18 protein-coding genes, 1 tRNA gene and 3 pseudogenes are annotated in these 26,306 nt (G+C 35.2%); 13 read left to right on the top strand and 9 right to left on the bottom strand.

The window, feature by feature from the left end:
- Positions 1-10 precede the first annotated feature (10 nt).
- The 6 genes from MWH06_02935 (at position 11) to surE (ending at position 8,288) form a co-directional block, all read left to right on the top strand.
- On the top strand, positions 11-2,938 hold the full coding sequence (locus MWH06_02935) for an FAD-dependent oxidoreductase (protein ID UPA55569.1): 2,928 nt from the start codon (positions 11-13) through the stop codon (positions 2,936-2,938).
- 344 nt (positions 2,939-3,282) lie between these two features.
- Entirely contained in the window at positions 3,283-4,404 is a 1,122-nt protein-coding gene (locus MWH06_02930) for a cation:proton antiporter (protein UPA55568.1), read from the top strand.
- Positions 4,405-4,592: 188 nt separating this feature from the next.
- Positions 4,593-4,841: a hypothetical protein gene (locus MWH06_02925; GenBank protein UPA55567.1), complete on the top strand. Its 249-nt coding sequence runs from the start codon at positions 4,593-4,595 to the stop codon at positions 4,839-4,841.
- Positions 4,826-6,169 carry a signal recognition particle protein gene (gene ffh, locus MWH06_02920; GenBank protein ID UPA55566.1) on the top strand — a complete coding sequence of 448 codons (1,344 nt, stop codon included), beginning with the start codon at positions 4,826-4,828 and terminating at the stop codon, positions 6,167-6,169. Before MWH06_02925 ends, ffh begins: the two co-directional genes overlap by 16 nt.
- A 261-nt stretch (positions 6,170-6,430) precedes the next feature.
- Positions 6,431-7,246 (top strand): transposase, encoded by an 816-nt coding sequence (locus MWH06_02915; GenBank protein ID UPA55565.1) that lies wholly within the window; start codon positions 6,431-6,433, stop codon positions 7,244-7,246.
- Between the two features lie 289 nt (positions 7,247-7,535).
- The gene (gene surE / locus MWH06_02910) at positions 7,536-8,288 is read left to right on the top strand and encodes a 5'/3'-nucleotidase SurE (protein UPA55564.1); all 753 of its coding nucleotides are present in this window, start codon (positions 7,536-7,538) and stop codon (positions 8,286-8,288) included.
- Positions 8,289-8,308: 20 nt separating this feature from the next.
- Here surE and hisS read toward each other — a convergent pair whose 3' ends face one another.
- Positions 8,309-9,535 (bottom strand): histidine--tRNA ligase, encoded by a 1,227-nt coding sequence (gene hisS, locus MWH06_02905; protein UPA55563.1) that lies wholly within the window; start codon positions 9,533-9,535, stop codon positions 8,309-8,311.
- Positions 9,532-10,104, bottom strand: a complete 573-nt coding sequence (locus tag MWH06_02900; protein UPA55562.1) for a NifU family protein — start codon at positions 10,102-10,104, stop codon at positions 9,532-9,534. The genes hisS and MWH06_02900 overlap by 4 nt, the downstream gene beginning before the upstream one ends.
- A 196-nt stretch (positions 10,105-10,300) precedes the next feature.
- Here MWH06_02900 and MWH06_02895 point away from each other — a divergent pair, with 196 nt between their 5' ends.
- The 3 genes from MWH06_02895 (at position 10,301) to MWH06_02885 (ending at position 12,597) form a co-directional block, all read left to right on the top strand.
- The gene (locus MWH06_02895) at positions 10,301-10,525 is read left to right on the top strand and encodes a DnaJ domain-containing protein (protein UPA55561.1); all 225 of its coding nucleotides are present in this window, start codon (positions 10,301-10,303) and stop codon (positions 10,523-10,525) included.
- Between the two features lie 108 nt (positions 10,526-10,633).
- Entirely contained in the window at positions 10,634-11,836 is a 1,203-nt protein-coding gene (locus tag MWH06_02890) for a cytochrome b/b6 (protein ID UPA55735.1), read from the top strand.
- On the top strand, positions 11,836-12,597 hold the full coding sequence (locus MWH06_02885) for a cytochrome c1 (protein ID UPA55560.1): 762 nt from the start codon (positions 11,836-11,838) through the stop codon (positions 12,595-12,597). Before MWH06_02890 ends, MWH06_02885 begins: the two co-directional genes overlap by 1 nt.
- Positions 12,598-12,821: 224 nt before the next feature.
- Here MWH06_02885 and MWH06_02880 read toward each other — a convergent pair.
- A pseudogene (locus MWH06_02880) lies at positions 12,822-13,250 on the bottom strand (IS5/IS1182 family transposase).
- 80 nt (positions 13,251-13,330) lie between these two features.
- On the opposite strand from MWH06_02880, the gene MWH06_02875 reads away from it, so the two are divergent.
- Complete coding sequence (locus tag MWH06_02875; protein UPA55559.1) at positions 13,331-14,146, top strand: transposase; 816 nt, start codon at positions 13,331-13,333, stop codon at positions 14,144-14,146.
- Between the two features lie 16 nt (positions 14,147-14,162).
- Here MWH06_02875 and MWH06_02870 read toward each other — a convergent pair.
- Positions 14,163-15,027, bottom strand: a pseudogene (locus tag MWH06_02870) (IS481 family transposase).
- Between the two features lie 761 nt (positions 15,028-15,788).
- Between MWH06_02870 and polA the strand changes: the two are divergent.
- Positions 15,789-18,371: a DNA polymerase I gene (gene polA, locus MWH06_02865; protein UPA55558.1), complete on the top strand. Its 2,583-nt coding sequence runs from the start codon at positions 15,789-15,791 to the stop codon at positions 18,369-18,371.
- A gap of 35 nt (positions 18,372-18,406) precedes the next feature.
- Entirely contained in the window at positions 18,407-19,513 is a 1,107-nt protein-coding gene (locus tag MWH06_02860; GenBank protein ID UPA55557.1) for a hypothetical protein, read from the top strand.
- Between the two features lie 35 nt (positions 19,514-19,548).
- Here MWH06_02860 and MWH06_02855 read toward each other — a convergent pair whose 3' ends face one another.
- The 4 genes and pseudogenes from MWH06_02855 to MWH06_02840 form a co-directional block, all read right to left on the bottom strand.
- Entirely contained in the window at positions 19,549-20,328 is a 780-nt protein-coding gene (locus MWH06_02855) for an exodeoxyribonuclease III (protein ID UPA55556.1), read from the bottom strand.
- Positions 20,328-21,034 (bottom strand): annotated as a pseudogene (locus MWH06_02850) (uroporphyrinogen-III synthase). Before MWH06_02850 ends, MWH06_02855 begins: the two are co-directional and overlap by 1 nt.
- Positions 21,035-21,252: 218 nt before the next feature.
- Positions 21,253-21,786: a DUF4231 domain-containing protein gene (locus tag MWH06_02845; protein ID UPA55555.1), complete on the bottom strand. Its 534-nt coding sequence runs from the start codon at positions 21,784-21,786 to the stop codon at positions 21,253-21,255.
- 57 nt (positions 21,787-21,843) lie between these two features.
- Positions 21,844-21,928 (bottom strand) — tRNA-Leu (locus tag MWH06_02840).
- A gap of 62 nt (positions 21,929-21,990) precedes the next feature.
- On the opposite strand from MWH06_02840, the gene tldD reads away from it, so the two are divergent.
- Positions 21,991-23,409, top strand: coding sequence for a metalloprotease TldD (tldD, locus tag MWH06_02835; protein UPA55554.1), 1,419 nt, complete (start codon positions 21,991-21,993; stop codon positions 23,407-23,409).
- 870 nt (positions 23,410-24,279) lie between these two features.
- Here tldD and MWH06_02830 read toward each other — a convergent pair.
- Complete coding sequence (locus MWH06_02830) at positions 24,280-26,244, bottom strand: hypothetical protein (protein UPA55553.1); 1,965 nt, start codon at positions 26,242-26,244, stop codon at positions 24,280-24,282.
- Positions 26,245-26,306: the final 62 nt, after the last annotated feature.

The raw sequence follows: 26,306 nt of genomic DNA, 5'->3' as shown, positions 1-26,306 counted from the left end.
ATACTGTATAATGCAGCTTAATATCTCATTTTCAAATTTATATACTCGCAGTGGATTAATAAAATTGGATGAGACATTTTTGAATTATATTAAATCATGTGATGAAAGCTTGTTTTGTTCATTAATTGAAGCAAGGGAAAATCAGATTGGTGATAGCCAGTTAATAATAGACCTCTCATATTTATTTGACGAGTTCATTGCAAAACTTTTCAACATTGAAAAAGAAATAGAAGAGCTAAAGAAAAAACATAATAACTTTGCTGTGATATATAAATGCAAAAGGTTATTTATCCAACGCTACGCATTGAAGAAATACATTAATGTGGCGAATATAGATATTACTAACAAACTAAGTCATTTTCTCACTTTGCCAACAACAGAAAAAAATTTTGCCGAGCAGGTGATGCATTGGTTTGAAGATAAAGAGAATCACAAAGAAGAAATAGAACTTGCGGCACAATATGCAGTGTGGAGAGTAAAAAATAAACAGAGTATATTATTCAGTATTCATAAAAAAATCGACCACGAAAACCTCATGCCATTTTCTAAAAAAGAAGTGGACAAAGTTGAAGTGCTGTATTCAAATGAAGTAAAAAGACGATATGGTTTTGATCTAACAAGCAAAAAGATGAGTTTGAACAAAGCATTAGATAACGCTCACTACTGCATATTCTGTCATAAGCAAAATAAGGACAGCTGCTCAAAGGGGCTAATTAATAACGACAATACTTTTAAACAGTCCCCACTAAAAGTTGAGCTGCATGGCTGTCCACTAGAACAGAAAATATCAGAAATGAATCTGGTGAAAAGTAAAGGTTACAGCATAGCAAGCCTTGCAATTGTGATGATAGATAACCCATTATGTGCGGCTACTGGGCACAGAATATGCAATGACTGCATGAACTCGTGCATATATCAGAAACAAGAACCCGTGAATGTGCCAATGATTGAAACAAGGATTTTGGATGATGTGCTTAGTTTACCGTACGGATTTGAAATATATTCTCTGCTCAGCCGTTGGAATCCTTTAAATTTTCAGCGTTCATTGCCAAGAGAAAACACCGGAAAAAACGTTCTAGTTGTAGGCCTTGGTCCTGCTGGTTTTAATTTAGCTCATCATTTGTTGAATGATGGGCATAACGTTATCGCCATTGATGGGCTAAAGATTGAACCTTTAATCGATAATTTCCAGCTAATTAAAGATTTTGAACACGAAAAATTGAGTGAACGCACGGCAGGTGGGTTTGGTGGAGTGGCAGAATATGGCATTACTTCTAGGTGGGATAAAAATTACTTAAAGATTATTAGATTACTGCTGGAAAGACGTGAGAATTTCGCACTTTATGGGGGCATTCGTTTTGGTGGCACGATTAATGTTGATGACGCATTCAACTTGGGTTTTGATCACATCGCTTTAGCGCTTGGCTCTGGCAAGCCACGAATGATCAAAATAAAGAATATACTAGCTCGTGGAGTGCGTATGGCATCTGACTTTCTTATGTCGTTACAACTGACTGGCGCTCTTAAATTTGATTCTATAGCAAATCTGCAAGTTCGTATGCCGATAATTGTCATAGGTGCGGGGCTTACTGCGATTGACACTGCCACTGAAGCTTTAGCGTATTATCCAATTCAAGTAGAAAAATTTCTTCTTCGTTATGAGATATTAGTTGATAAGTATGGAGAGGACTATGTTGAAAAAGATTGGACAGAGGAAGAACACAAAATTGCAAATGAGCTCATATCGCACGCACAGTTGATCCAAGCAGAACAAGAGTTAGCAAAAAAAGAGAATAGAGAAATAAAAATATTAGAGTTAATGCAGAGCTTGGGGGGAGTGAAAGTTGTATATAGAAAAGAGCTAAAAGATTCACCAAGTTATCGATTAAATAGCGAAGAGGTGGAAAATGCACTGTCAGAAGGGATTTACTTTGTTGAAAACTTAGAGCCAGTTGAAGTTGTGACGGATAAATATAACCATGCTGAATCAATAAAACTAATAGACACAAAATCCGGCGAAATCAAATGCATGAAAGCACGTTCTATTTTTATAGCAGCAGGTACTGAGCCAAATACAGTTATTGCAACAGAAGATAAAAAGCATTTTAAATTAAGTAATGGGTATTTTACTCATTTGAATTCATCAGGAAAAGAAATAGATCCAATATTTTCTCCTAAGATGCAGGATAAAGACAGAATATTAGTATATAGGCAAGGCAATAAAACAATTAGCTTTTTTGGTGATCTTCATCCTTCGTATAGCGGCAGCGTCGTGAAAGCTATGGCAAGCGCTAAGAATGGTTACCCTATCATTTCTCAGCTTTTGAATAGAGTTAATAGCTTTATTTCTGTCACCCCAGCTAGAATCTCGGAGTCATATGCACAATTGTATGAATGTTGTAATGTAAGAGTAACTTTCACCAAAAAAGATGTCATCCCAGTGCCCAGACACTGGGATCCAGAAAACTTAATTTTAAGTGAGTATGCCAGGTGGTTGTATAATAAGAACTGGATTCCAGTGTCAGCTACTTGCATGACACCACCTGCTATGCGAATTACCTACAAATTGCAGCATTTGTACACTAAAGTGCTACGCGCTGGAATAATGTCAGAACACCTGGCTAACAAAGAATTTTTCAATAAAATCAAAGAGCAATTCACTGCAAAGGTTATAAAAGTTCAATATTTAACAGACAAAATTGTGGAAATAGTGATCAAAGCACCACTTGCGGCAAAGAATTTTAAACCTGGACAATTCTTTAGGTTGCAAAATTTTGAAACCAATAGCAGAAAAGCCAATAATACAAACCTTGCTATGGAAGGTATAGCAGTAACCGGCACTGAAGTAGACAAAAAAAAGGAATTATTTCCTCTATTGTGCTTGAAACTGGCGGTTCCACTAATTTATGTAAATGTTTTAAAGAAGGTGAACAAGTAATTCTTATGGGTCCAACTGGCAGCCCTACTGAGGTTTACTAAGTCTGGATATTAAAGTGATGCCAAATTTTATTTCAAAAAGTAAATAATTTACTAACGCTCGTGCACAAATTAAAAATAAATTATGCACGAGTGTAGCATTGTGAATTAAGAATGCTATATTAAAGCTTACCTCACTATTAAAGCTATCGGTCAGATTAGATTAAAAACCTAATCTGACCGGTTTCTCTATAACCCTCTAAACTCTGATATAATTATATGATAATTAGTTTAATTAGTGGTTAATATGCAAATTGATTTTATTCATATATTGAGATAGCATAAACCATATTGGTTTAAATTATTGTGCAACTTTATAAATCGTCACTGTTACTTCTACTGACTGTATTAATAGTTATAGTCCTAAAATTACCTAAAAATTTGAGCATTGCAGTAAATTGGTCTCTCCCAATTCTGGATTTTGATTTATCTTTTCGTATCATACTAATATCTTTTTTATCAGTTGCATTTTTAGCTGTTCTACCAGCACAAAATTTGACTTTTTCAGAGATGCTATCTTTTGCTGCTTACACTATTAGTTCACTTTATGCAGTTTTATCTGAACATATGATATTGGTTATAATATTCTGTGAATTAATGACCGTCAGTGCATTTTTTACTATCGCAGCTGGCTGTAGAGATAGTGGACCTGCAATAAGGTACGCTTGTGTACACTTTTTCGTTGGAGTTATATTAACAGCAGGATTGGCACTGCAAAGTACTAACCTGATAATTTTAGGTTTATTGATAAACTGTGCTTGTTTCCCTTTTTCGTTTTGGATTGTTGATGCATATCCTGCTGCATCGCTACATGGCACTACATATCTCTCTTTATTTACCACTAAAGTCTCTTTTTTAGTGATGCTTTTACACACTTATAACCTATGGCAAGATTGTACTGAAATATTAGCGCTTGTAGGTGCCATCACTGCAATTTACAGCATTATATTTGCTTCTCTTGAGCAAAACATTCGTAGATTTTTATGCTATAATATTGTAGGACAAATGGGCTTGCTGATTATTGCAGGAGGTTTACTCAGCCCTTCGGAAAAGGCAATACCAATTTTGATACTGCATATAATCCTCTCTCTTGTTTATCAATCATTATTGTTTGTGGTCAGCAATTCGATTATTTCACGAACAAAAACAATTAGTTTTAATGGAGTAGGTAAACTGATGTCAGTGGAAGGCATGTGTGCTATAATCGCAATACTTACAATGGCTGCATTTCCTGGAACCGCTGGATTTATCAGTAAATCATATATCACAGTTGAAATTGAAATGAACACTGTTGCCTTAAAAGGGTATAAAAATTTATATAAGGTTCTAAATTTGCTGCTTCATTTAAGCGTGGGGCTAAAGTTTCTTTATTACTTATTTATTGCAAAAAGTAAGTCAAAACCTTTAGCAGAGAGGGGGGCAAAATGACTATGATCATTTTAGCATTTATATGCGTAATCACTGGCAATCCTTACTTACCTATTTACAATAAATCTTCGATTTTCGATTTTGTGTACAACACAAAAAATATTTTGTCGCAATTTAATTTGTTACTATGTACCACTTTATTGTTTATTCCTTTACGCAAGTTATTTTACCCGAGAATAAATTTTAAAATGGATGTTGATTGGACTTTTAGAGCTTTCATACCCTATATTGTCTTGCTGTTCAATCAGTTAGTCTCTAAAACTAGAGAAATGTTTGCCAGCATAGTGCAAAACTTGACTAATTCACTTGCTGGTTTATACTTTAATAATATTACTAAACTTAAAGAAGTGCTGGATTATAACTCAGTGAGTTTTGTTTCAGCTTCTTCTCTCTTTTTAATGAGTATTCTACTAACGCTATTATGTTTAAATCGTTAACTAAAAGTTTAAATTCTGTATTTAGTAAACTGAGAGGAAAGTCAATCATTTCTGAAGATGATTTTAATCTTGCCATGCGTGAAATACGTATAGCTTTAATTGAAGCTGACGTTTCACTTGAAGTTGCGAAAAAATTCATCAATGACATTAAAGATAAAGTGATTGGGGAAAAAGTCATAAAAAGTGTTTCTCCAGCACAAATGATAATTAAAATTGTGCAGGATAATTTAGTTGCAGTTCTCGGATCAGAGAAAAGTGACTTAAATCTAGCAGTTAAACCCCCTGCTGTGATTATGATGGTGGGCTTACAAGGTGCAGGTAAAACAACTACCTCAGGAAAGCTTGCTTTAAAGCTAAAAAAGCAAGAGAAAAAAGTGATACTCGCTTCTTTAGACATTTATAGGCCGGCTGCCCAGAAACAGCTTGAGGTATTGGGTAAACAAGTAGACATACAAACTTTACCTACAGTAATAAATGAGGGGCCTATTGCAATTACAAAAAGGGCACTGGCAGCAGCAAAGAACGATAATTATGATGTATTAATACTGGACACCGCAGGCAGGCTTCATATTGACAATAATATGATGAATGAGTTGAAAGCCGTAAAGGAAATAGCTTCACCTGCAGAAGTTATTTTAGTAGCCGACGCAATGATAGGCCAGGATGCGGTCAACATTGCCAAATCATTCAATGAGGCAATAGGTGTAACCGGCATTATTCTTACCCGTGTTGATGGTGATGCACGTGGTGGTGCTACTCTTTCTATGAAAATGATCGCCGATTGTCCAATTAAATTTATTGCTTATGGTGAAAAATTAAGTGACCTCGATGATTTTTACCCCGATAGAATTGCAAAAAGGATACTTAGTATGGGTGATGTTGTCTCATTGGTTGAAAAAGCTGCTGAGATTGTTGGTCAGGAAGAAATTGATAAGTTACAAAAGAAAGTAAAAAAGGGTAAATTCGACCTAAACGACCTAGTGGGAATGTTAAAAACTCTCAATAAAATGGATGGTATTAGCAACATAATGAAATTCATTCCTAGTTCATTCACAAAAAAGCTAAGTAGCAGTGTGCCAGATGACAATAAAGTGAAAAAATATATAGCTATCATAAACTCAATGACTGAAAAAGAAAGGCAAAATCCAGATATTTTAAATGGCAAAAGAAGACTTAGAATTTCTAAGGGGTCCGGAACAAGTGTAACTGAAGTTAATCTTCTGATTAAGCAGTATAATCAAATGAGCTCTGTGGTAAATAAGTTCAGTAAAGTTGACCATAGTAAACTCAAAGAATCTGATTTGATGGATATGCTAAGCAGAAAGTAAGTTAGCAGGCAGTGGAATGAGACGATTGTCAGTAAACCTTTAGCTATATCAAAAGTAGCTTAGGTCTCGCAAAAAAATTTACAGTTTCTTGCTAGCCAAGAAATTTATTATTAATTTTAGGAAATACTATAGCTAACCAAGAAAGGTTTCCCTATGTCATACCGCCGCGGTATCTCAGCATAAGACCTGCTGAAAAAGGTGATTGAAAAAATGATGTGAGAGAGGTAGAAGAAGAATAAGCAGATCAAGTAAGGAAAAAAAATGAGCTTTAGTTACTATAATATGAAAAAATACCCAAGAAACTTTCGTAATATAACAGGTTTAACTATAGAGAAGTTCGAAAAAGTAGTGGAAAAAGTGAGGTCTGGATGCGAAAAACAGAAAAAGTGTCATGGTAGAAGATCAAAACTACCAACTCTGGAAGATAAGTTGTTTTGCGTAATTTTGTACTATCGCACTTACATAACACATAGATTTTTAGGATGCCTATTCAATGTACACAACGCAAATGTATGTAGGTTACTTAAGAGAATAGAGCCATTACTCGCCAAAAAAGTGACTATAACAAAAGATAGAAGTATGACGCCAGAAAAAATACTGAAGATTTTGGCTGATGTTACAGAACAGCAAATACAGAGACCAGAAGATAGTAAAAAACGGAAGAAATCATATTCAGGAAAAAAAAGAACCAACACTATGAAAACTGAGATTATTATCGAAGAAGGAGGAAGAATTTTATCAGTGTCAAAGTCATACCGTGGTAGAATTAGTGATTTCCGCATAAGGAAACAAGAAAAATATTTACCACTTGATAGCATAAAACATGCCGATTCTGGATATCAAGGTTGGCAAAAATTGCAAAGCAATGTTATAATTCCATATAAAAAGTATCGTAAAAAGCCATTAACTCCAGAGCATAATAGAAGATTAGCATCATTTAGAATGAGAGTAGAAAACAAGATCCGAGAGATAAAGATATTTAAGATTATGTCGAATGTTTATCGCAATTTTCAGAAAAAATATAACCTGAGGTTCAATATTATTGCTGGTATTGTAAATCTTAAGCACGCCTTTTAGTTAACCTTGATTTTAGTCACCCTCCTTTCCTTTTTTTTATCGCTTGATTCGCAGCAGGTCTATAGATTCCGCTAACGAGTAGCAGAATGACGGTTTTTCAAATTGTAGGTAAACCTAAGCCACTTTAGCTATATACTTTCCAACCTGTTTTCACTCCTAATCTTTTCTTATTGATTTACAGCAGGTTCTTTGTTACAGTTCATAGTTATGCAAAGAAACCTAAAGCCTTATGAGTTTATTTACAGCCAGTGATTTACATAATTTGGAACTGTATAGCTGAGTATTGTATATGATAATATTGATAACAAACGATGATGGCTTTGGAAGTAAAGGAATAAAATTACTCAAAGAGATTGCACGGAATTTTGCGTCAGAAATATGGATAGTGGCACCAGATACTGATAGAAGCGGGGCTGCAAGATCTCTTGATTATCCGGTGAAACAATCTATTGGAATAAACCAACATAGTGAAAGGGAATTTAGTGTGTCTGGTACTCCTGCAGATTGTGTCATTATTGCGCTAAATAAAGTTATGAATAAAAAACCAGACTTAATATTGTCCGGAGTAAATATTGGATCAAATGTCGGGGACGATATTTGTTATTCAGGAACAATTGGTGCTGTAATGGAAGGTGCTGCAAGGTCTATACCTTCTATTGCGCTGAGCCAAGTTTATCATGATAAAATAGACTGGCACAATACAAAGGTTTTTGCACCAAAGGTTATTGCCAAGCTAGTTAAGGTTGGTTGGCCTAAAAACATAGTGATGAGTGTAAATTTTCCTGCTACGGAAAAAGTAAAAGGAGTAGAATTTGCTGAACAAGGTGAATATAACATTGATGGGGATTTAACTTTTACTGAAAATTCGAATGGCTCTTTTAGCTTAAATTGGTCTCGAGAGCACTCAGGCAGTGGTAGTGTAAATAAAATAAAAGAAGGATTTATTACTATCACACCAGTAAAATTAGATTTTACAGATTATGATACATTGAATGCTATGAAAAATTCTTGTGCAGACGAATTTTCTTCTATAGCTGACTAAGAAAAACATTTGCATTGCTCCTAATTGATGTTTTCTATTGTGTTATCGCGAGCAATTATTTTTTCTTCACCTGTATCCATGTTTTTAATCTTTAAAGTTTTACTACTCAATTCTTCATCGCCAAAGATTAAAGCAACTTTTGCATTTGCTTGATTTGCTTTTTTCATGCGAGTTTTAGGCGTTCCACTATATTCGTGAATCACATACAAACCATTTCTGCGTAATTCATTCGCAAGTGTTAGAGCATGTTCATCAGCCTCTCTGCCGATCGGAATTAGGTAAATAGGTCGCTCTTCTTTCGGAGAATAATTGATTAACTCCATTATGCGTTCAATACCTCCTGCAAATCCTATTGCTGGAGTGTGTTTTCCACCTACTAAAGATACTAGATTATCGTATCTTCCACCGGCAAAAACTGCCCCTTGTGCACCTAAATCTTCTGTGACAAATTCAAATACTGTGTGACAATAATAGTCTAAACCTCGAACTAATTTGCTATTTACAGTGTAAGGTATGCCAAGAGCTTGCAGTCCATTTAACACCTGGTCAAAGAAATATGAAGATTCTTTTGTATAGTGATCACTGATTTTAGGCGCATCAGAAATTATTAATCTATCTTTCTCATCCTTAGAATCCAGTATTCTGAGTGGATTTTTGATCAACCTATTTTTGCTATCTTCTGATAGATCGTTTTGATACTTTGTAAAGTATAAGATCAAAGCTTCTCTATACTGAGTTATTGTTTCACTATCACCCAGAGAGTTGATTTCCAGCTTTACATTTTTATTGATGCCAAATTCAGTTAGTAAGTGCTGAGCGAGTGATATCAATTCAATATCAGCTTTTGGATCTTCTATGCCAAAAACCTCAAAATTTATCTGATGAAATTGCCTTTGTCTTCCCTTTTGCGGTCTTTCATAGCGAAATGCAGGCCCTATTGAAAATAATTTTATCGGCGTTTGCAGTTTTTTTTCAATTAGTAGCCTGACAACTGCTGCAGTGAACTCAGGACGTAAAGTTATGCTCTTTCCCCCTTTATCATTAAAGGTGTACATCTCTTTAGTGATGATGTCTGAGCTATCACCTAAAGTCTTTGTGAAAACTTCCGTATATTCAAATATCGGAGTTTGAGCAGGCAAAAAGCCATATAGACTTGAGATTCTGCTTGCTGTTTGCTCTATGTGTTTAAACTTGTACCATTCATCAAACAGGAGATCTTTTGTTCCTCTAACCGTTTGATTAGTCATAGTGTGGTCTCTATACCTGCAACCTCTGGTATGTGGTAGCTCAGCATATTCTGCACTCCTTGCTTTAAAGTAATTGCAGCACTTGGGCATCCGGAGCAAGCTCCTTGTAACTCAACATAAACTATCCCGTCTTTATAGCCACGAAATTTGATATCGCCACCATCTTGAGCAACTGCAGGTTTGATATAACTTTCCATCAATTCTTTTATTCTATTTACAACTTCTATATCATTTTTATCAAAAAATTCTTCATCCGGTATATTATTATCATTTACTCCTTCTTTATCTAGTGCTTTTCCACCTGAAGTAAAGTGATCCATGATTGTAGTTAAAATTTCTACTTTTAATGTATCCCAATTAATTCCACCCAATTTTGTTACTGAAATAAAATCATGACCAAAAAACACTCTTACCACATGTCCTATTTGAAAAAGATTTGCTGCTAACTTGGAGTTTTTTATTTCATCTGCGTTTGAAAAATCAGCCGTTTCTCCTTCGTTTAGAATTGCAAATCCAGGGAGAAATTTCAGTGTGTTTGGATTTGGTGTTTCTTCAATCTGGATGAACATGTTATTTACCATGACAATTATAATTGTTACTATTTAATCATAAAATGATAAAAAAATATACATGTCATTCATCTTTTTTCTTTTTTTAGTATTCATAGTAATTACGTTTGTTTTGCCTAGCGTTGTTGTATTTTTTCTTTTCCTGACAAAAAAAAATAACATAAGTTTCATGATGAACTCTATATTGAGTAAATTTTTGAACGAATTTAATAGCAGTAGAAGTTATACTGAAAATTACACTGGTGATAACATGTCCAAAGATGAAGCATTAAAGATACTGGGGCTGAATCCTGAGGCAAGTCAAAATGAAATTAATAAAGCATATCAAAATTTAATGAAATTAGTTCACCCAGATAAGGGAGGCTCAGAGTATTTTGCACAGAAATTAAATGCGGCACGTGATAGGTTGCTGAAGAGGTAGTAATTAATACCGCTTTAAACTTTTTATTTGTGTGTAAAGGATAAGTTGCTACAATAAAACGAGTTAAAGGTAGAAAAAGCTTTAAGTTATGCAGAAAAAAAAACAACGATAGAAGAAGAAAAAGGCATATTAGGATGGATAGAATATAGACTGCCTATATTTTCTTTTCTAAGACACACTGCTTCTTACCAAGTGCCAAAAAACTTAAATTATGCTTGGAACTTTGGTTCTTTGGCTGGTATAGCGCTAATTTTACAAATAATAACAGGCATATTTCTTGCTATGCACTATACTCCGCATGTTGATTATGCGTTTAATAGTGTAGAGCGCATAATGCGGGATGTGAATTACGGGTGGTTAATACGCTACACTCATGCTGTTGGAGCATCGCTCTTCTTTATGGTAGTCTATGTTCATATAATGCGTGGATTATATTACGGATCTTATAAAAGACCGAGAGAGATGGTGTGGTTTGTTGGTATATTTATATTTTTTGCAATGATGGCAACTGCCTTTATGGGATATGTTCTTCCTTGGGGACAGATGAGTTTCTGGGGTGCAACAGTCATAACTAACTTATTTTCAGCTATACCTTTAATTGGCAATAAAATAGTTATATGGTTATGGGGTGGTTTTTCAGTGGATAACCCAACACTTAACCGTTTTTTCGCTCTGCATTATCTTCTGCCTTTTGTTATTATTGCTTTAGCTATGCTTCATGTGATAGCTTTGCATAGGTTTGGCTCTGGTAACCCAAGTGGAGTGGAGGTAAAATCAGATAAGGATACCATTCCTCTCTATCCTTATTATATAGTCAAGGATTGCATAACTTTTGGTCTGTTTTTTGTAGTTCTGTTTGCATTTGTTTTCTATGCTCCTAATTATCTTGGACATCCAGACAATTATATAGAAGCTGATTCTATGGTCACTCCGGTACATATAGTGCCAGAGTGGTATTTTTTACCTTTTTATGCAATGCTACGTTCAATTCCAGATAAACTTACTGGTGTGCTTACCATGTTTGCGTCTATTTTAGTGTGGTTTTTGTTACCTTGGCTTGATAAATCAAAAGTTAAAAGTGGTACTTATCGCCCGGTATTCAAGAAATTTTTTTGGGTTTTTGCAATAAATTTTGCACTTCTTGCCTGGATTGGAGGACAAGAGGTGAAAGAGCCTTACATCACTATGAGTAGGCTATCTACTCTTTATTATTTTGCATACTTTGTAATAATTTTACCTCTGCTTAGTAAGTATGAAAAGCCAGGAGAACCACCAAAAACCTTAAGTGATTCTGCGTCGGGGATGAGGTAATGTTGGTTAAAAATATATTTGCTGTGTTTTGTGCATTATTTCTTGCTAATTATGTATCTGCAGAAGAATTCAAGCCATCACCAAATAAGAAAATGGACTGGAAATTTGATGGAATTACCGGATCTTTCGATAGAGAGTCAATTCAGCGTGGCTATAAAGTGTATAAGGGAGTCTGTGCTGCTTGTCATTCAATGAATAGAATAGCGTTTCGTAATTTGCAAGATGTTGGTTTTTCTGAAGAAGATATAAAACAGATTGCAGCTTCTTATCAAGTTAAAGATGGTCCGAATGATTTGGGTGAAATGTTTGACAGACCTGGAATACCTTCGGATTATTTTATTGCACCTTTTGATACAAAAGAAGCAGCTGCAGCAAGCAATAATGGTGCTATTCCACCAGACTTATCATTAATTATTAAAGCAAGGCATGATGGTGCAAATTATGTCTATTCACTTCTGACAGGCTATCAAAACGGCGAGCACGATGAGAATGGTTTGTATTTTAATCCGTATTTTCCAACAGGCAGATTAGCTATGGCGTTACCACTTTCTGAAGGAATGGTGGAATATGATGGTGCAAGACAAGCCACAGTTGAAAATATGGCGTATGATGTGATAAATTTTTTACAATGGGCAGCAGAGCCAGAACTAGAGCGCCGGCATAAACTTGGATTAAAAGTAGTGGCGTATTTTATAATTTTAACAGTGTTTTTTGTATTAACTAACAATAGAATTTGGAGCAAGCTCTATAAAAAGAAGTGATAGTCAATTTTGCCTCAAATACAATGGTTGTCATCCAAGTAGCTAACACTGGTTCCTTTATGACGGCAGTGCCCAGAGGTATCATGCAAGTAGCTGACAACATTGAAACGAAAAACTTACTTGACAAACTCCGCTAGCCCCCTTATCATAAAACTGAAGCTATAGACCTGCTGCGAATCAAGCGATAAAAAAAAGGAAAGGAGGGTGACTAAAATCAAGGTTAACTAAAAGGCGTACTTAAGATTTACAATACCAGCAATAATATTGAACCTCAGGTTATATTTTTTCTGAAAATTGCGATAAACATTCGACATAATCTTAAATATCTTTATCTCTCGGATCTTGTTTTCTACTCTCATTCTAAATGATGCTAATCTTCTATTATGCTCTGGAGTTAATGGCTTTTTACGATACTTTTTATATGGAATTATAACATTGCTTTGCAATTTTTGCCAACCTTGATATCCAGAATCGGCATGTTTTATGCTATCAAGTGGTAAATATTTTTCTTGTTTCCTTATGCGGAAATCACTAATTCTACCACGGTATGACTTTGACACTGATAAAATTCTTCCTCCTTCTTCGATAATAATCTCAGTTTTCATAGTGTTGGTTCTTTTTTTTCCTGAATATGATTTCTTCCGTTTTTTACTATAGATCTGCTGCAAAAGGTGATTGAAAAAATGATGTGAGAGAGGTAGAAGAAGAATAAGCAGATCAAGTAAGGAAAAAAATGAGCTTTAGTTACTATAATATGAAAAAATACCCAAGAAACTTTCGTAATATAACAGGTTTAACTATAGAGAAGTTCGAAAAAGTAGTGGAAAAAGTGAGGTCTGGATGCGAAAAACAGAAAAAGTGTCATGGTAGAAGATCAAAACTACCAACTCTGGAAGATAAGTTGTTTTGCGTAATTTTGTACTATCGCACTTACATAACACATAGATTTTTAGGATGCCTATTCAATGTACACAACGCAAATGTATGTAGGTTACTTAAGAGAATAGAGCCATTACTCGCCAAAAAAGTGACTATAACAAAAGATAGAAGTATGACGCCAGAAAAAATACTGAAGATTTTGGCTGATGTTACAGAACAGCAAATACAGAGACCAGAAGATAGTAAAAAACGGAAGAAATCATATTCAGGAAAAAAAAGAACCAACACTATGAAAACTGAGATTATTATCGAAGAAGGAGGAAGAATTTTATCAGTGTCAAAGTCATACCGTGGTAGAATTAGTGATTTCCGCATAAGGAAACAAGAAAAATATTTACCACTTGATAGCATAAAACATGCCGATTCTGGATATCAAGGTTGGCAAAAATTGCAAAGCAATGTTATAATTCCATATAAAAAGTATCGTAAAAAGCCATTAACTCCAGAGCATAATAGAAGATTAGCATCATTTAGAATGAGAGTAGAAAACAAGATCCGAGAGATAAAGATATTTAAGATTATGTCGAATGTTTATCGCAATTTTCAGAAAAAATATAACCTGAGGTTCAATATTATTGCTGGTATTGTAAATCTTAAGCACGCCTTTTAGTTAACCTTGATTTTAGTCACCCTCCTTTCCTTTTTTTTATCGCTTGATTCGCAGCAGGTCTTATGTACAGTTCCAGAGTGTGGTGGTAAGGATTTAGTATAAACAATTCAGGAGCACTGAGAACATATAAATTCAAAAGAAGTAAGACCACTAAGAGTTTTGAGTCTCTTTGCATAATTGTAAGCCATATAAAGATGCTTTGTGAATTGCTGATGTGATTGGTAGTAGTATTTTTTAAAGTTTCGTTCAACTTGCCCAAGATTTTTGTTAGACGATGTTCAATATTATGTTCTTTACAAACTCTATCAAATATGTGTTGGAAAGCGTGTTTATGGCGTTTCTGGTTGGTAAATTGTATATCGTTGTCTGTCAAAACAGTGTGCGGTAGAATTTTAATCAAATTACGTAAAAACTCAGCAGCTATGGGTTTTGTAGCACGTTTATGTAACTCAACATAGGTGAATTTGATCTATAGCAACAAATAGATATAGTTTTCCCTCCTCTGTTCTGACTTCTGCAATATCAATATGCTATAGGATATTTCTTAAATTTCTTTTTTGGTTTAATCAACATCTGGCAGTTTGCTAATGTTATAACAGCGATGCAGGCTAGAAGTGCGGAATTGTAGACTGCAAGGCAATCATCTAATGGTAGAAGTGTATGCTTCCGAAATGCGATCTTCTTCTAAAGTTAGAACAGTTGATCTTGGATGTTTTGAGCGTCTTTAGTAAATGAGCGTTTTCTCCATTTGACAATAGTTTTTGGATTAAGGTTTGGAAAGCTTTGCTATACTATTTTGTATTGCTCTACGCTGTTGTCCGGGCGCACCCATGTAACCATAATTCCTCCTTCGATGGTATTTTTTTCTTACATTTTATCATACCATCACACTCTGGGACTGTACATCTAAGGGATACCGCGGCGGTATGACGTAGGGTTTGCCGAGATTCCAGTGCTTGACACTGGAATCTAGTTCTTATTGTACATTTACTTGATGTAGAGTTAAGTTTCCTGGATCCAAGTAGTCTGGGCACTGGGATGACACTCTGACAATCGTCATACCACCACGAACCGTCATACCGCCGCGGTATCTCTAGATCCCGCTAACAAGTAGCGGGATGACGGTTGTCGGTGAACCTAAGTTACTTTAGCTACAAACGTTAAGAAACCTACCAAACAAAAAAAAGGCAAAGAACTCCCGTGGTGCGAGTTTTGACTCTCTAATACTTTAAATTGGCGCTGTAATAATGTGCTGACGCTTAAAATAAGCGCGGTTTGGCTGAATGTAGAAAAATTTTAAAAGACATGCAGCCGCTATAATTTTATGTAATCCGCCAAAAGATACCCTAAGTTTTTTACTGAATTTTGTCATTGAGTTGCAGGCCAAAAACAAGTTTTGAGTTACAAATACCCTTAATCCTATGGTAAGGGGGCTGGCGGAGTTTGTCAAGTAAGTTTTTTCGTTTCTATTCCCAATAAAAGTTCGTCATATGGTTATGCAAGAAGTCTAATGAGAATTGGTATAACCATGCATGAATGCTATTTTCGGCAAAATCTCTTACAATGCTCAAAAGCAGAAAAACAAAAACTTGATTTTCGCAGCTAAATAGTGGACCATCAAAAACACGTATAAATATCTACAATGAAAGAAAAAACTTTTACAATCATCGATGGCTATGGTTTTCTTTTCAGAGCTTACTATGTACTACCTCACTTAATTACCACAACAGGAATGCCAATAGGTGGTGTATATGGCTTTCTGAATATGGTTCTTAAGTACATTGCCCATTCGGACTACTTAACTATAGCACTTGATGCAGGAAAAAAGAATTTTAGGCACAATTTATATCCTGAATACAAAGCAAACAGAGTAACGCCTCCTGAGGATCTAATTCCACAGTTCACCATACTGAGGGAAGCTGTAGAAGTTTTTAACCTCAGCTATGAAGAAATTGAAGGCTATGAAGCAGATGACATAATCGCAACACTAGCTGCAAAGTATGCCGACCACCAAGACTTTAAAGTGGTAGTAGTTTCATCAGACAAAGATTTGTTTCAGCTTTTGAATTACAATATTCTAATATTTGATCCCATTAAAAATATATACATAGATGAAAAACAAGTAATAGAAAAATTTGGTGTAAATTCAAACAAACTTCTTGATTTATTTTCCTTAACTGGTGATGCATCTGATAACATTCCAGGTGTTCCAGGGATAGGCCCAAAAACTGCAGCTAAACTGCTGGATGAATTTGATTCGTTGAATAACATTATAGAAAACATTGATAACATCGAACAAACGAGGGTTCGTAATATCCTTACTGAACATAAAGAGAAAGCACTAACTTCAAGAGAACTTTTATTACTATGCGAAAAAGTAGATCTTCAGCATGATATTGTAAAATATGAAGTTCATCCTCCAAATATGGAGAAATTGTTGTCCTTTCTAAAGAAGTATGAGTTTAATTCATTGATAAACAAAGCAGAGAAGCTTTTTTCCTATAATAAACCCAGCGCGGAAAAGAAACTAGAATATAGTAGTGAGGAATTAGAAAAATTTTTGAGATATTGCAGATATGGAGGCAAAATTGCAATTCATTGCCACTTTGAAAACAACGCGTTAAACAAAATCTCTTTGTCTTGCAGTGAAGATAATATTTTTTATGTAGAGCGAGACAGTATACAAGATGCACTCATTACAATCAACTCAACTTTACTCTCAAATGGGGTGCTTAAAATAATACATAACATTAAAGAGATGAGAAAAATCTTCCCTGCAGTGGAGAAGATGCTAGATTCAGTTGATGATTTGATGATAATGTCATATAGCTTAGATACAGGAAAACACGACCACAGCATTCCAAACATAGTTGCGTATAATTTGAGTGAAAATGCAGAAGTTTTTTCAGCAAAAACTTTAATAGCGATCCATGAAAAGCTAACACAAAGATTGTTCCAGGAAAAGCTTTTTACAATTTACGAGCGCTTCGATAAGCCACTTATGAAAGTAATATTTGATATGGAGAAAAATGGAATACTACTGGACATGCAAAAATTACAGGAGCTGTCCGATAAATTTCAGCAGGTAATTGCCGTGCTTGAAGATGAGATATATAACTTAGCAGAGGAAAGATTTAATATTGCGTCACCAAAACAATTAAGTGATATTTTATTTAATAAAATGGGGCTAAGTAAAAAGAAGAAGTCAAAATCTGGGTCTTATAGCACAAACTCTGAAATTCTAGAGGCACTCGAAGAGGAAGGAGCAGAAATCGCAGGTAAAATTTTAAGCTGGCGACATTTAAGTAAATTAAAGGGTACCTACACTGATGCATTAATAAAGCAAGTTGATCCACTTGACGACAGAATACACACAAATTTTTCGATAACTATAACTGCAACTGGAAGACTTAGCTCCAGCAATCCTAACTTACAAAATATTCCTATCAGAAGCAAAGAGGGAAATTTTATCAGGCAAGCATTTGTTGTGCCAAAAGGGTGCAAGATGATCTCTGCTGACTATTCACAAATAGAATTGAGACTCTTGGCACATGTTGCAAACGTTGCAGCATTTAAAGAAGCTTTTGCAAACAGACAAGATATTCACGACATCACTGCAAGGCAAGTCTTTGGAGTGCAAGAAAGAGATGAACAATTAAGGCGCAAAGCAAAATCTATCAATTTTGGGATTATATATGGCATTAGTCCGTTTGGCCTTGCAAAACGACTTGGAATCACCACTGCGGAAGCTGCTGAATACATTAATTATTATTTCTCTTGTTACCCAGAGATAAAGATCTACATGGAAAAAGTAGTGTCTATTGCAAGGCAACATGACTATGTAGAAACCTTGTTTGGTAGGAGATGTTTTGTAAGAGATATACACAATAAAGTTCCTTACATGAGACAATTTGCAGAAAGGGCAGCAATAAATGCACCGCTGCAAGGAACTGCTGCTGATATAATAAAAAGTGCAATGATTCGACTTTTTGATCAGTTAAAAGCTGGTAAAATAATCCTCCAAGTTCACGATGAGCTACTGGTCGAAGTAGAGGATGAAAAGGTACAAGAAACAGCAAAACTTGTGAAAGACATAATGGAAAATGCAGCAAAAATTTCTGTACCGCTTGAAGTAGAGGTGAAAATTAGCGACAACTGGGGCTCAAATTTTCTTAATTATGATTTAAACACTGCAGATTCCAAGAGTATAAATCATTTGAACTAATATGAAAAATATGCTACAATTAAAGTATAGTAAATGTGAATAAGTCAGTTATGACAGGAACACCAACTCCGCAAACAAAGGATTCGAAACCTTCTGTTCAGTTAACTAACGAAGATAAGAAAACTTTTGAAAAAAAGGAACATCAGTTAATCTATCGTGCTTTTCTAGATACTTTAGAAGATCCAGAGAAGCAAACACAACAGGAGATAAATAAAATACGAGAGGAGCGGCAAGAAAAACTTTCAGAGCAGGAAAAAGAAAAATTACAGCGTGATCTGCAGTCATTAGTGAAACTGTTGGGTCAATTACAGAGTCTGAATGAAAATGAAAAGAAAATTTTTACTTTTACATTTGAGAATAGTAAAGATATATTCAAAAATGTTGATCCAGAAGATATAAAGTCACTTAGTGAAGAAAATTTCCTTCAGTTTTTAATTTCCGTATTTGAGAAAATTAGAGAAAAAAATTTAGCTAGCGGAGAGAATTTAGAGAATGGCGAAATAGGAAAAATAGTAAAGGGGTGTGTAGTTGATATACGCGGTACAGAAGCTAAAGATTCACTAATAAAACTTATTGGTTTGCCACTTGGAATAAAAATAGACCCGAAAAACATTTCTGGCTCTTTTATGAGTGGGCTAAAAGAAAAAATACCATTTTTAGGTGGAGGTAAAGAAAAAGATGAACCACCACTTAGTGACAAAGAGATGGCAACAACGTTCTTACGTAAATCTTTACTTCCTGTTGCTCTTTTTGCTTTTACGACATTGATCTTTGGCACTAGCCCAATCATGCTAAGTATTGCTGTTGTTGGACTTTTAGTCACTGAAGTAAATGCAGTCAAAAGTCTCTTTTCAAATAACAGGAAAGGTACTTTATATAACCCTAATACTGAGAAGGAGAAAGAACGGGGTAGTGAAATTAGCGATGGTATCAATACAATTTTAGAAACCCCGGTCAAAAGAGTTGAGAAAGGCACCCCTGTTTCTGAACAAAATTCCCAAGGAAAAGAAAAGAGTGAACAACAGCCTGTTCCTGAGAAAGTTTCCCAGAAAAATGAAAAGAGTGAACAACAACCTAACCCTATGCTTGAAAAAATTAGTGTTGGTCCGCAAGCTGAAAACACAGGGCGACAACCTACTTAGGTTTGCCAAAAGTGAATTGTGTAAGAGGTCTGCTATTATTCTATAATGCATACAACAGGAGTATGATCAGACGGATTTTCTAGCTTACGCAATCTATCATCTACGTAGCATGTTTCCAATTTATCTACAGCTTGTGGCGATAATAGCATATAATCTATTCGCATTCCTTGATTGTTTCTGAGTGAATTGCCTTGATAATGCCACCAAGTGAATTGTTGCAAATTGGGGTGGGATATTCTAAACGTGTCTTTAAACCCAAGATTCAAGATTGCTCTTAACTTCTCACGTTCTTTTATATGAAAGCACACTTGGCCATTCAATAAATTTGAATCAAAAACATCAATTTCATCCAGTGCAACATTATAATCGCCAGCTATAATAGTTAACTCTTCATTTTTCAACAAAGTGCTCATCCTTTCATATAGGTTATCAAAAAACTTGAGTTTATACTCAAACGTATGAGAGTCTAGGCTTTGGCCGTTTGGCACGTATACACTTCCTACCCTTACCTTCTGATTAGTGTGTTTTATTACACATTCTATATAACGTGCTTCTTGATGACCTTCTACAATGTCAATTTTTAGTTTTTCCAGTATCGGATATTTAGATAAAACACAAACGCCATTTCTTGCAACTTGTCCATAGATAGCATATTCATATCCTAACTTTTCTATCTCTGCATAAGGAAATTGCTCTTCCGTACATTTTATCTCTTGCAGCAAAACTATATCTATCTGACTATCAACTATAAAACTATAAAGTTGATTGACTCTTTTACGTATGGAGTTTACGTTCCAAGTTGCAATCTTTAGCATCAACAATCCTTATTAATTATATCAATTAAACTCTCCCCAGTAGGCAACCTCGATGTTATAATTTTTTTCCACTTGATTAACTTTAAACTATCAGCAATGTTTTTACTCATGGTATATGCAACTGTATTATTCATCACAGGAGATAGCCCACTTTTTAGAACTAATGAACAAAATACCCTTGCTGTCTGTGAGGAAAAAAAAGCAACACTATCAATTTTACCATCCAACAGCAAATTTTTACACCTATTAGTTAGACTCCTTTTAATAATTGTTTTATAGAGTACAACTTCTCTTACGTTAAAATCTTCTTCAGATAATCTCTTTTTTAGGTCACATGATACTTCTTGCCCCCTTATATATAAGAACTTTACTGCATTTGAATAATGAGCTTTTATGAATGATATCAGACCATCAACGTTGCTGTCTGCTGAGATTATATCAGAAAATCCCAAATTTTTTGCAGCCTGCATGGTTGAATTACCAACCGTAATAATCGGAAAGTCATCCACTTTGCATATTTGACTAAAAGCCTTTACACTGTTTTTACTTGTAGATATTACAACGTCAAATTCGTGTGCAGATATATCAGGATTTAAGTACTTTATTGTGAATACTGGTTCTATAAAAACTTTGTATCCATACTTTCTCAATATATTTCTTGTATTGAACGAGTCCAATAAAGGCTCGTTAATAAAATAGACTTCATTCTGATTTATTTCACTACTAGTAAAATAGTACCCTTTATACACAAATTACTGAATAAAAATTTTTATTTTGATGGCTTGAGCAACTATTCAAGTAATTGATGTTGAAATTAAGCTTTAAATTCACTTATACTTTTTTAATGCTAATTACATTAAACTCTTTTGAATGGCTCCCTTCAATGGAATTATATAGCTAATATTCCTGTATAAGTCGAATGGGTTAATTTATTGATGCATGATAATTATACCCAGCTATCGCGGGTTGAATGTTAAAGTGATCACTAGCTTTGAGATTATCATTTTTATCTATTTGTGGCTTACTAATCATAGTCCGAACGATATTAGTTGCCATAAAGGCACAGCCTAGAATAAAAAAGGCAGTGGAAACAAAAGGAATGATAGGAGATTCGAGAGGCAATATAGATGCAATTCCTCCTATTAAAAACGAAACGTTAGATGTAATATCAAGACAGATCTTTGTTAGTTTTTTTTGTTCCGGAGTGTTTTTTACGCCAAGTTGCTTATTAAGATCTTGCTTTCGAAAATGATCAGTTAATGACCATGTATTTAAGATAAACGAAAACGCACTTAATACAGTACCAACAATAACAAAATGAAAACTTAAGGCAGACATATTAAAGACTAATGCTGCTATATATCCAATAAGAAGGGCAGTAGATAGTGTAGTAACTAAGCGCTTTGAGTAGGTTCGTATTTTCTTTCTGTAATCTAACTCTTCTTTTTTATTACACATAGCTTAAGGTTTACTTAATATATTATAGCACTAATTAACTCAAAAATCAATATAGAGTGCCCGAGAGAAGACTTGAACTTCCACAACTTAAAAAGTTACTAGCACCTGAAGCTAGCGCGTCTACCAATTCCGCCACCCGGGCTTTTTATAGTTTACTATGTTAAAGTTAAATAATATACTTAAACAATTTTTAGTTCAAAAGTAATGCCAAATCTAGATCAAATATTTTTCGCTCAAAACAATGTTGATATTAATAACGTATATAAAATAGTCAATAACGCTTTGAGCAATAGCGATGGTGGTGAGCTGTTTCTAGAATTTTGCCAGTTGGAGTCCCTAGTTTTTGATGACAATATATTAAAACACGTGGATTTGAATACCAGAAGGGGATTTGGTTTAAGGTCTTTTTGTGAGGATAGTACATCTTTCGTTTGTTCTTCTGAGATTAGCGAAAAAGAAATTAGTAATGCTGCTTCTATGGTAAAAAGCTCAGTGTCTTTAAACAAGACAAATTCAATAAATTTAAACGAAGAGACAAAAAGCTTATATTCGAGGATTAACCCTACAAATGAAATGGATCTGAATTCAAAGATTAAACTACTCAATGAGGTTAATGAGTATGTAAGGTCCAAAAATAACTGCGTGAAGCAAGTAAAAATAACTCTAAGTGGAGAATGGCAAGTCGTACAAATAATAAAGGGTGATCACAGACTAAGCGATATCAGGCCTCTAGTACGTTTTAATGTGCTAGTCATTGTAGAAGAAGATGGTCGTACCGAAAGGGGTTCTGCAGGGCATGGTGGAAGGGATTCTTATAGTAAGTTTATTTCTGAGAAAAAGTGGAAAGAAGTTGCAAACCAGGCTTTGGAACAAGCACTGGTAAATCTTGAAGCAATTCCAACTCCAGCCGGAGAAATGACAGTCGTTTTAGGTCCAGGATGGCCGGGAATATTGTTACATGAAGCTGTGGGTCATGGACTTGAGGGCGACTTCAATCGCAAAAAAGTCTCAGCATTTTCAAATTCTGTGGGTAAACAAGTAGCAGCTAGTGGCATCACAGTAGTTGATGATGGAACTCTGCCTAATTTGCGTGGCTCTATCAGCGTAGACGATGAAGGCACTCCACCTGGTTATAATGTATTGATAGAGGATGGAATTCTCAAAGGCTACATGCAGGATCATATGAACGCTAAACTCATGGGTGTGAATCCAACTGGTAATGGTAGAAGAGAAAGTTATAAAGAAGTTACTATGCCGCGCATGACAAACACCTATATGTTACCAGGGAAACATACGCCGGAAGAAATAATATCTAGTGTAAAGAAAGGTCTGTATGCAGTAAATTTCGGTGGTGGGCAAGTTGATATAACGTCAGGGAAATTTGTTTTTTCATCTTCAGAAGCTTACTTAATAGAAAATGGTAAAATTACACAGCCAGTCAAAGGAGCAACACTAATTGGTAATGGGCCAACAGTGCTAAAAAAAGTATCCATGGTTGGCAACGACTTAAAGTTGGACCCCGGTGTTGGCACATGCTCAAAAGATGGACAAAATGTGCCCGTTGGAGTTGGTCAACCAACACTCAAAGTCGACGCAATAACTGTTGGTGGAACTGAGATATAGATAAGGGCTAAAACGGGTTCCAGCGCATGACGCACAATTGTACAAACATTGTAGCCGTTATTCAAATAGCCCGCAGAAACGAAAAAACTTACTTGACACCCTTCACCAACCCCCTTATCATGAAAGTGAAGCTATTTATTTATCTTCGCAATCTCTGCAGTGGATTAATGACAAAAAAACTTAATGTATCTGGCGTAAATCATGCTTAATTTTTTGCACTATGTGCACCTCATGTCTTTATAAAACTTCTAGGTTTCTACCTATATAAGCTGAAACGCGCTTATAAAGCGTTTAAGACAGTAAAAGACGTCAAATAGACAAGGGAGAATTTGAATACTAGCTACCCTAGGGTTTCTTTGCCTTTTTTTCCGCTCAGTAAATTCCTTAACGTTTATAATTTAGGTTAGTTGCATTTAAAAGCAGCTAAATTGCAGCGTTTAGAATAAAAAACGCCAATATTTTGAAGTACATATAAATAACTAGTCACCAACGGGGCTTCTTTTGCCTTTTTTTTCGTTTGGTAAATTTCTTAATGCTTATAGCTAAACGACAACCGTCATCCCTGTAAAGGTCAAGTATCCCGCTACTTGTTAGCGGCTGAGATACCGCGAATGAATCGCGGTATGACGGTTCGTGGCGGTATATTCGTCATCCCGCTACTTGTTAGCGGGATCTCTTGTTAGCGGCTGAGATACCGCGAATGAATCGCGGTATGACGGTTCGCGGCAGTATGACGATAACCTCGTTATTCCGCTACGTGTTAGCGGCTAAGAGATACCGCAGCGGTATGACGGTTAATTATTCCGCTACTCGTTAGCGCCACGGTGGTATGACGTCTTAGCTATAGTTAACAATAGAAGCAAAAACTCATCATTTTGGAAGAGGAGGAGATTTTTCCGAAACCTCAGCGGGGATTGATTTTGGATCTGATAATTTTGTATTTACCTTGATTGGCTCTAATGGAGTTTTCTGCTCTTCCGGTTTATCGTCTGGAATTGGAATAGGCCAATCCATAATGTTTTGCGGTATAACTTCTTGTTTTAGTTGTTTATTTTCTTCTTGTAATTGCTTTAAATTTCTCTTTAACTCGTCAATCTCTCTTATTTTTTGTTTTAATTGCTTGGATATAGTTAGTTTGTCTCTAGTCAATTTTTTGTTTTCTTGTCTTAACCCACTAGCTATTCTGCTTGAGTTGTTGTTTACAGCTTGTATACCTTGGTCTTGCTGCTGCATGCTTGTTCCTCTACTTTCATATTCAACTTCAGTTTGAGTTGCCTGACCTTTTTCCTGCTGTAATATGTTCTGCAGTTGCTCTAGACTCTCCTTGACAGATGCCAGCTCTTCCCGTGTACACATTAACATCCCTTCCTTTTCCTTAAGTTGATATTGAAGTTTTTCTATTTCCCTCTTCTTATTTTCTTCGCTTAGCTCATCTGCAAGTGATCTTCCAGGTTCAAGTTGTCGAATTTCCCTCTCTAAATCTTCCTTTTCTCTCTGTAATTCATTTAATTCTTTAGACAATCGGTTCGCCGTTTCAGCCAATGTATTGTTTTCCTTTTTTGTTTCCATTAACTGTTCTGCCAACTGCTTTTCATGTACTTTCTTCAGGTCATTCTCCAAATCTGCATTCTTTTCCTTTAGTACAGTTAAATTAGCTTCTCTTTGCTTCAATTTTTCCTGTAGTTCTTTATTTATCCTAATTACTGATTGAACTTCATCTTCCTTATCTTTCAACTGATCATTTAAGCTCTTTATTACATCATTTTCCTGTAGTTCTTTCTCTATCTTTTGTGTTAACTGCTCAATATTTTGATTCTTCCAAGCTAATTCTTGCGCCATCCTTTTCAATTCAGCTTTAAGTCTTTCAGCTTCTTCTTCCCAAATTTGTTTTCCCTCACTTAATGCGCTTATTTGTGTATCACCTTCCTTTTCTATCTTTTGATTAAGTTCTCCTAATTTTTCGAGTTTCTCTATAAGTGACTCAATAGAAGCATCTTGTTCCTTTATTCTTTGATCTCTTTCAAATATCGCTCGCTGTTGTTCATTAACTTTATCTCTTAAGGAGTTGCGCTCTAATCTTAGATTGTCACGCTGCTCTGCAAGTTTGTTAATTTCATTTATAGCCTCATCTACACCTTGTAATCCTTCTTGTTCACACTTTTTCTTATAATCTTTGTGTATTTCTTGTTCATCGTAGTCATCGTCAATGTATTCATCAGTAATTTCAGACTCTTCATCACCAATCTCACTTTCAACAGAAAAAGAACTTCTACGTGAAGAAGGTGTGCTAGGAGAGGAATACCCACTGCTGCTTGGTGTAGGTGACTGATGTGGATCTTTTGTAAATATTTCCTCTGCTAATACTCGCTGATTGCCCACACCTTTGCCTATGTTAGCGAAAGCCTGATATAGAGTTTTTCCGTTAATAAAAGCTTCTTTATTCTGTTCAACTAATTTTAATATTTTATCTTTTGTTTCCTCTGGTGTGAACTTTAAATCACCAAATTTTGGCTTACCAATCACTCTTTTTATGCCCTTAGAACTCACTTCTACAGTCATGCTACAATCTACGCTGTTGCCTTCAGAATCCTTAACCTGCCAATTAATGGTCATTTCACATGAACCAGAGCCAGCAAGATCATAGTGCCTTTCACTGCCTTTTTTGGTTGCAGTTATTTGACTATCTTTCCCTAAAGATATGTTATAAACCTTACCTTCACTGCTGGCCCTTAAAATATTGCTAATTTCTATTGATTTTTCTTCATTTTCAAATCTAATTTTGAAATCATTATCTTTTGTTGAATACGCTAAGAAATTTTGACCATATAGAGGCAACTTAAGTTCTTTATGCGTTGCATCTATTGATTGCTCAAATTTTTGGAACTCCTTTTCCCACT

The organism is Wolbachia pipientis (assembly GCA_023052945.1).
Taxonomy (GTDB): domain Bacteria; phylum Pseudomonadota; class Alphaproteobacteria; order Rickettsiales; family Anaplasmataceae; genus Wolbachia.
Note: the sequence above shows the minus strand (reverse complement) of the source record. Positions and strands in the feature narration are given on the sequence as shown.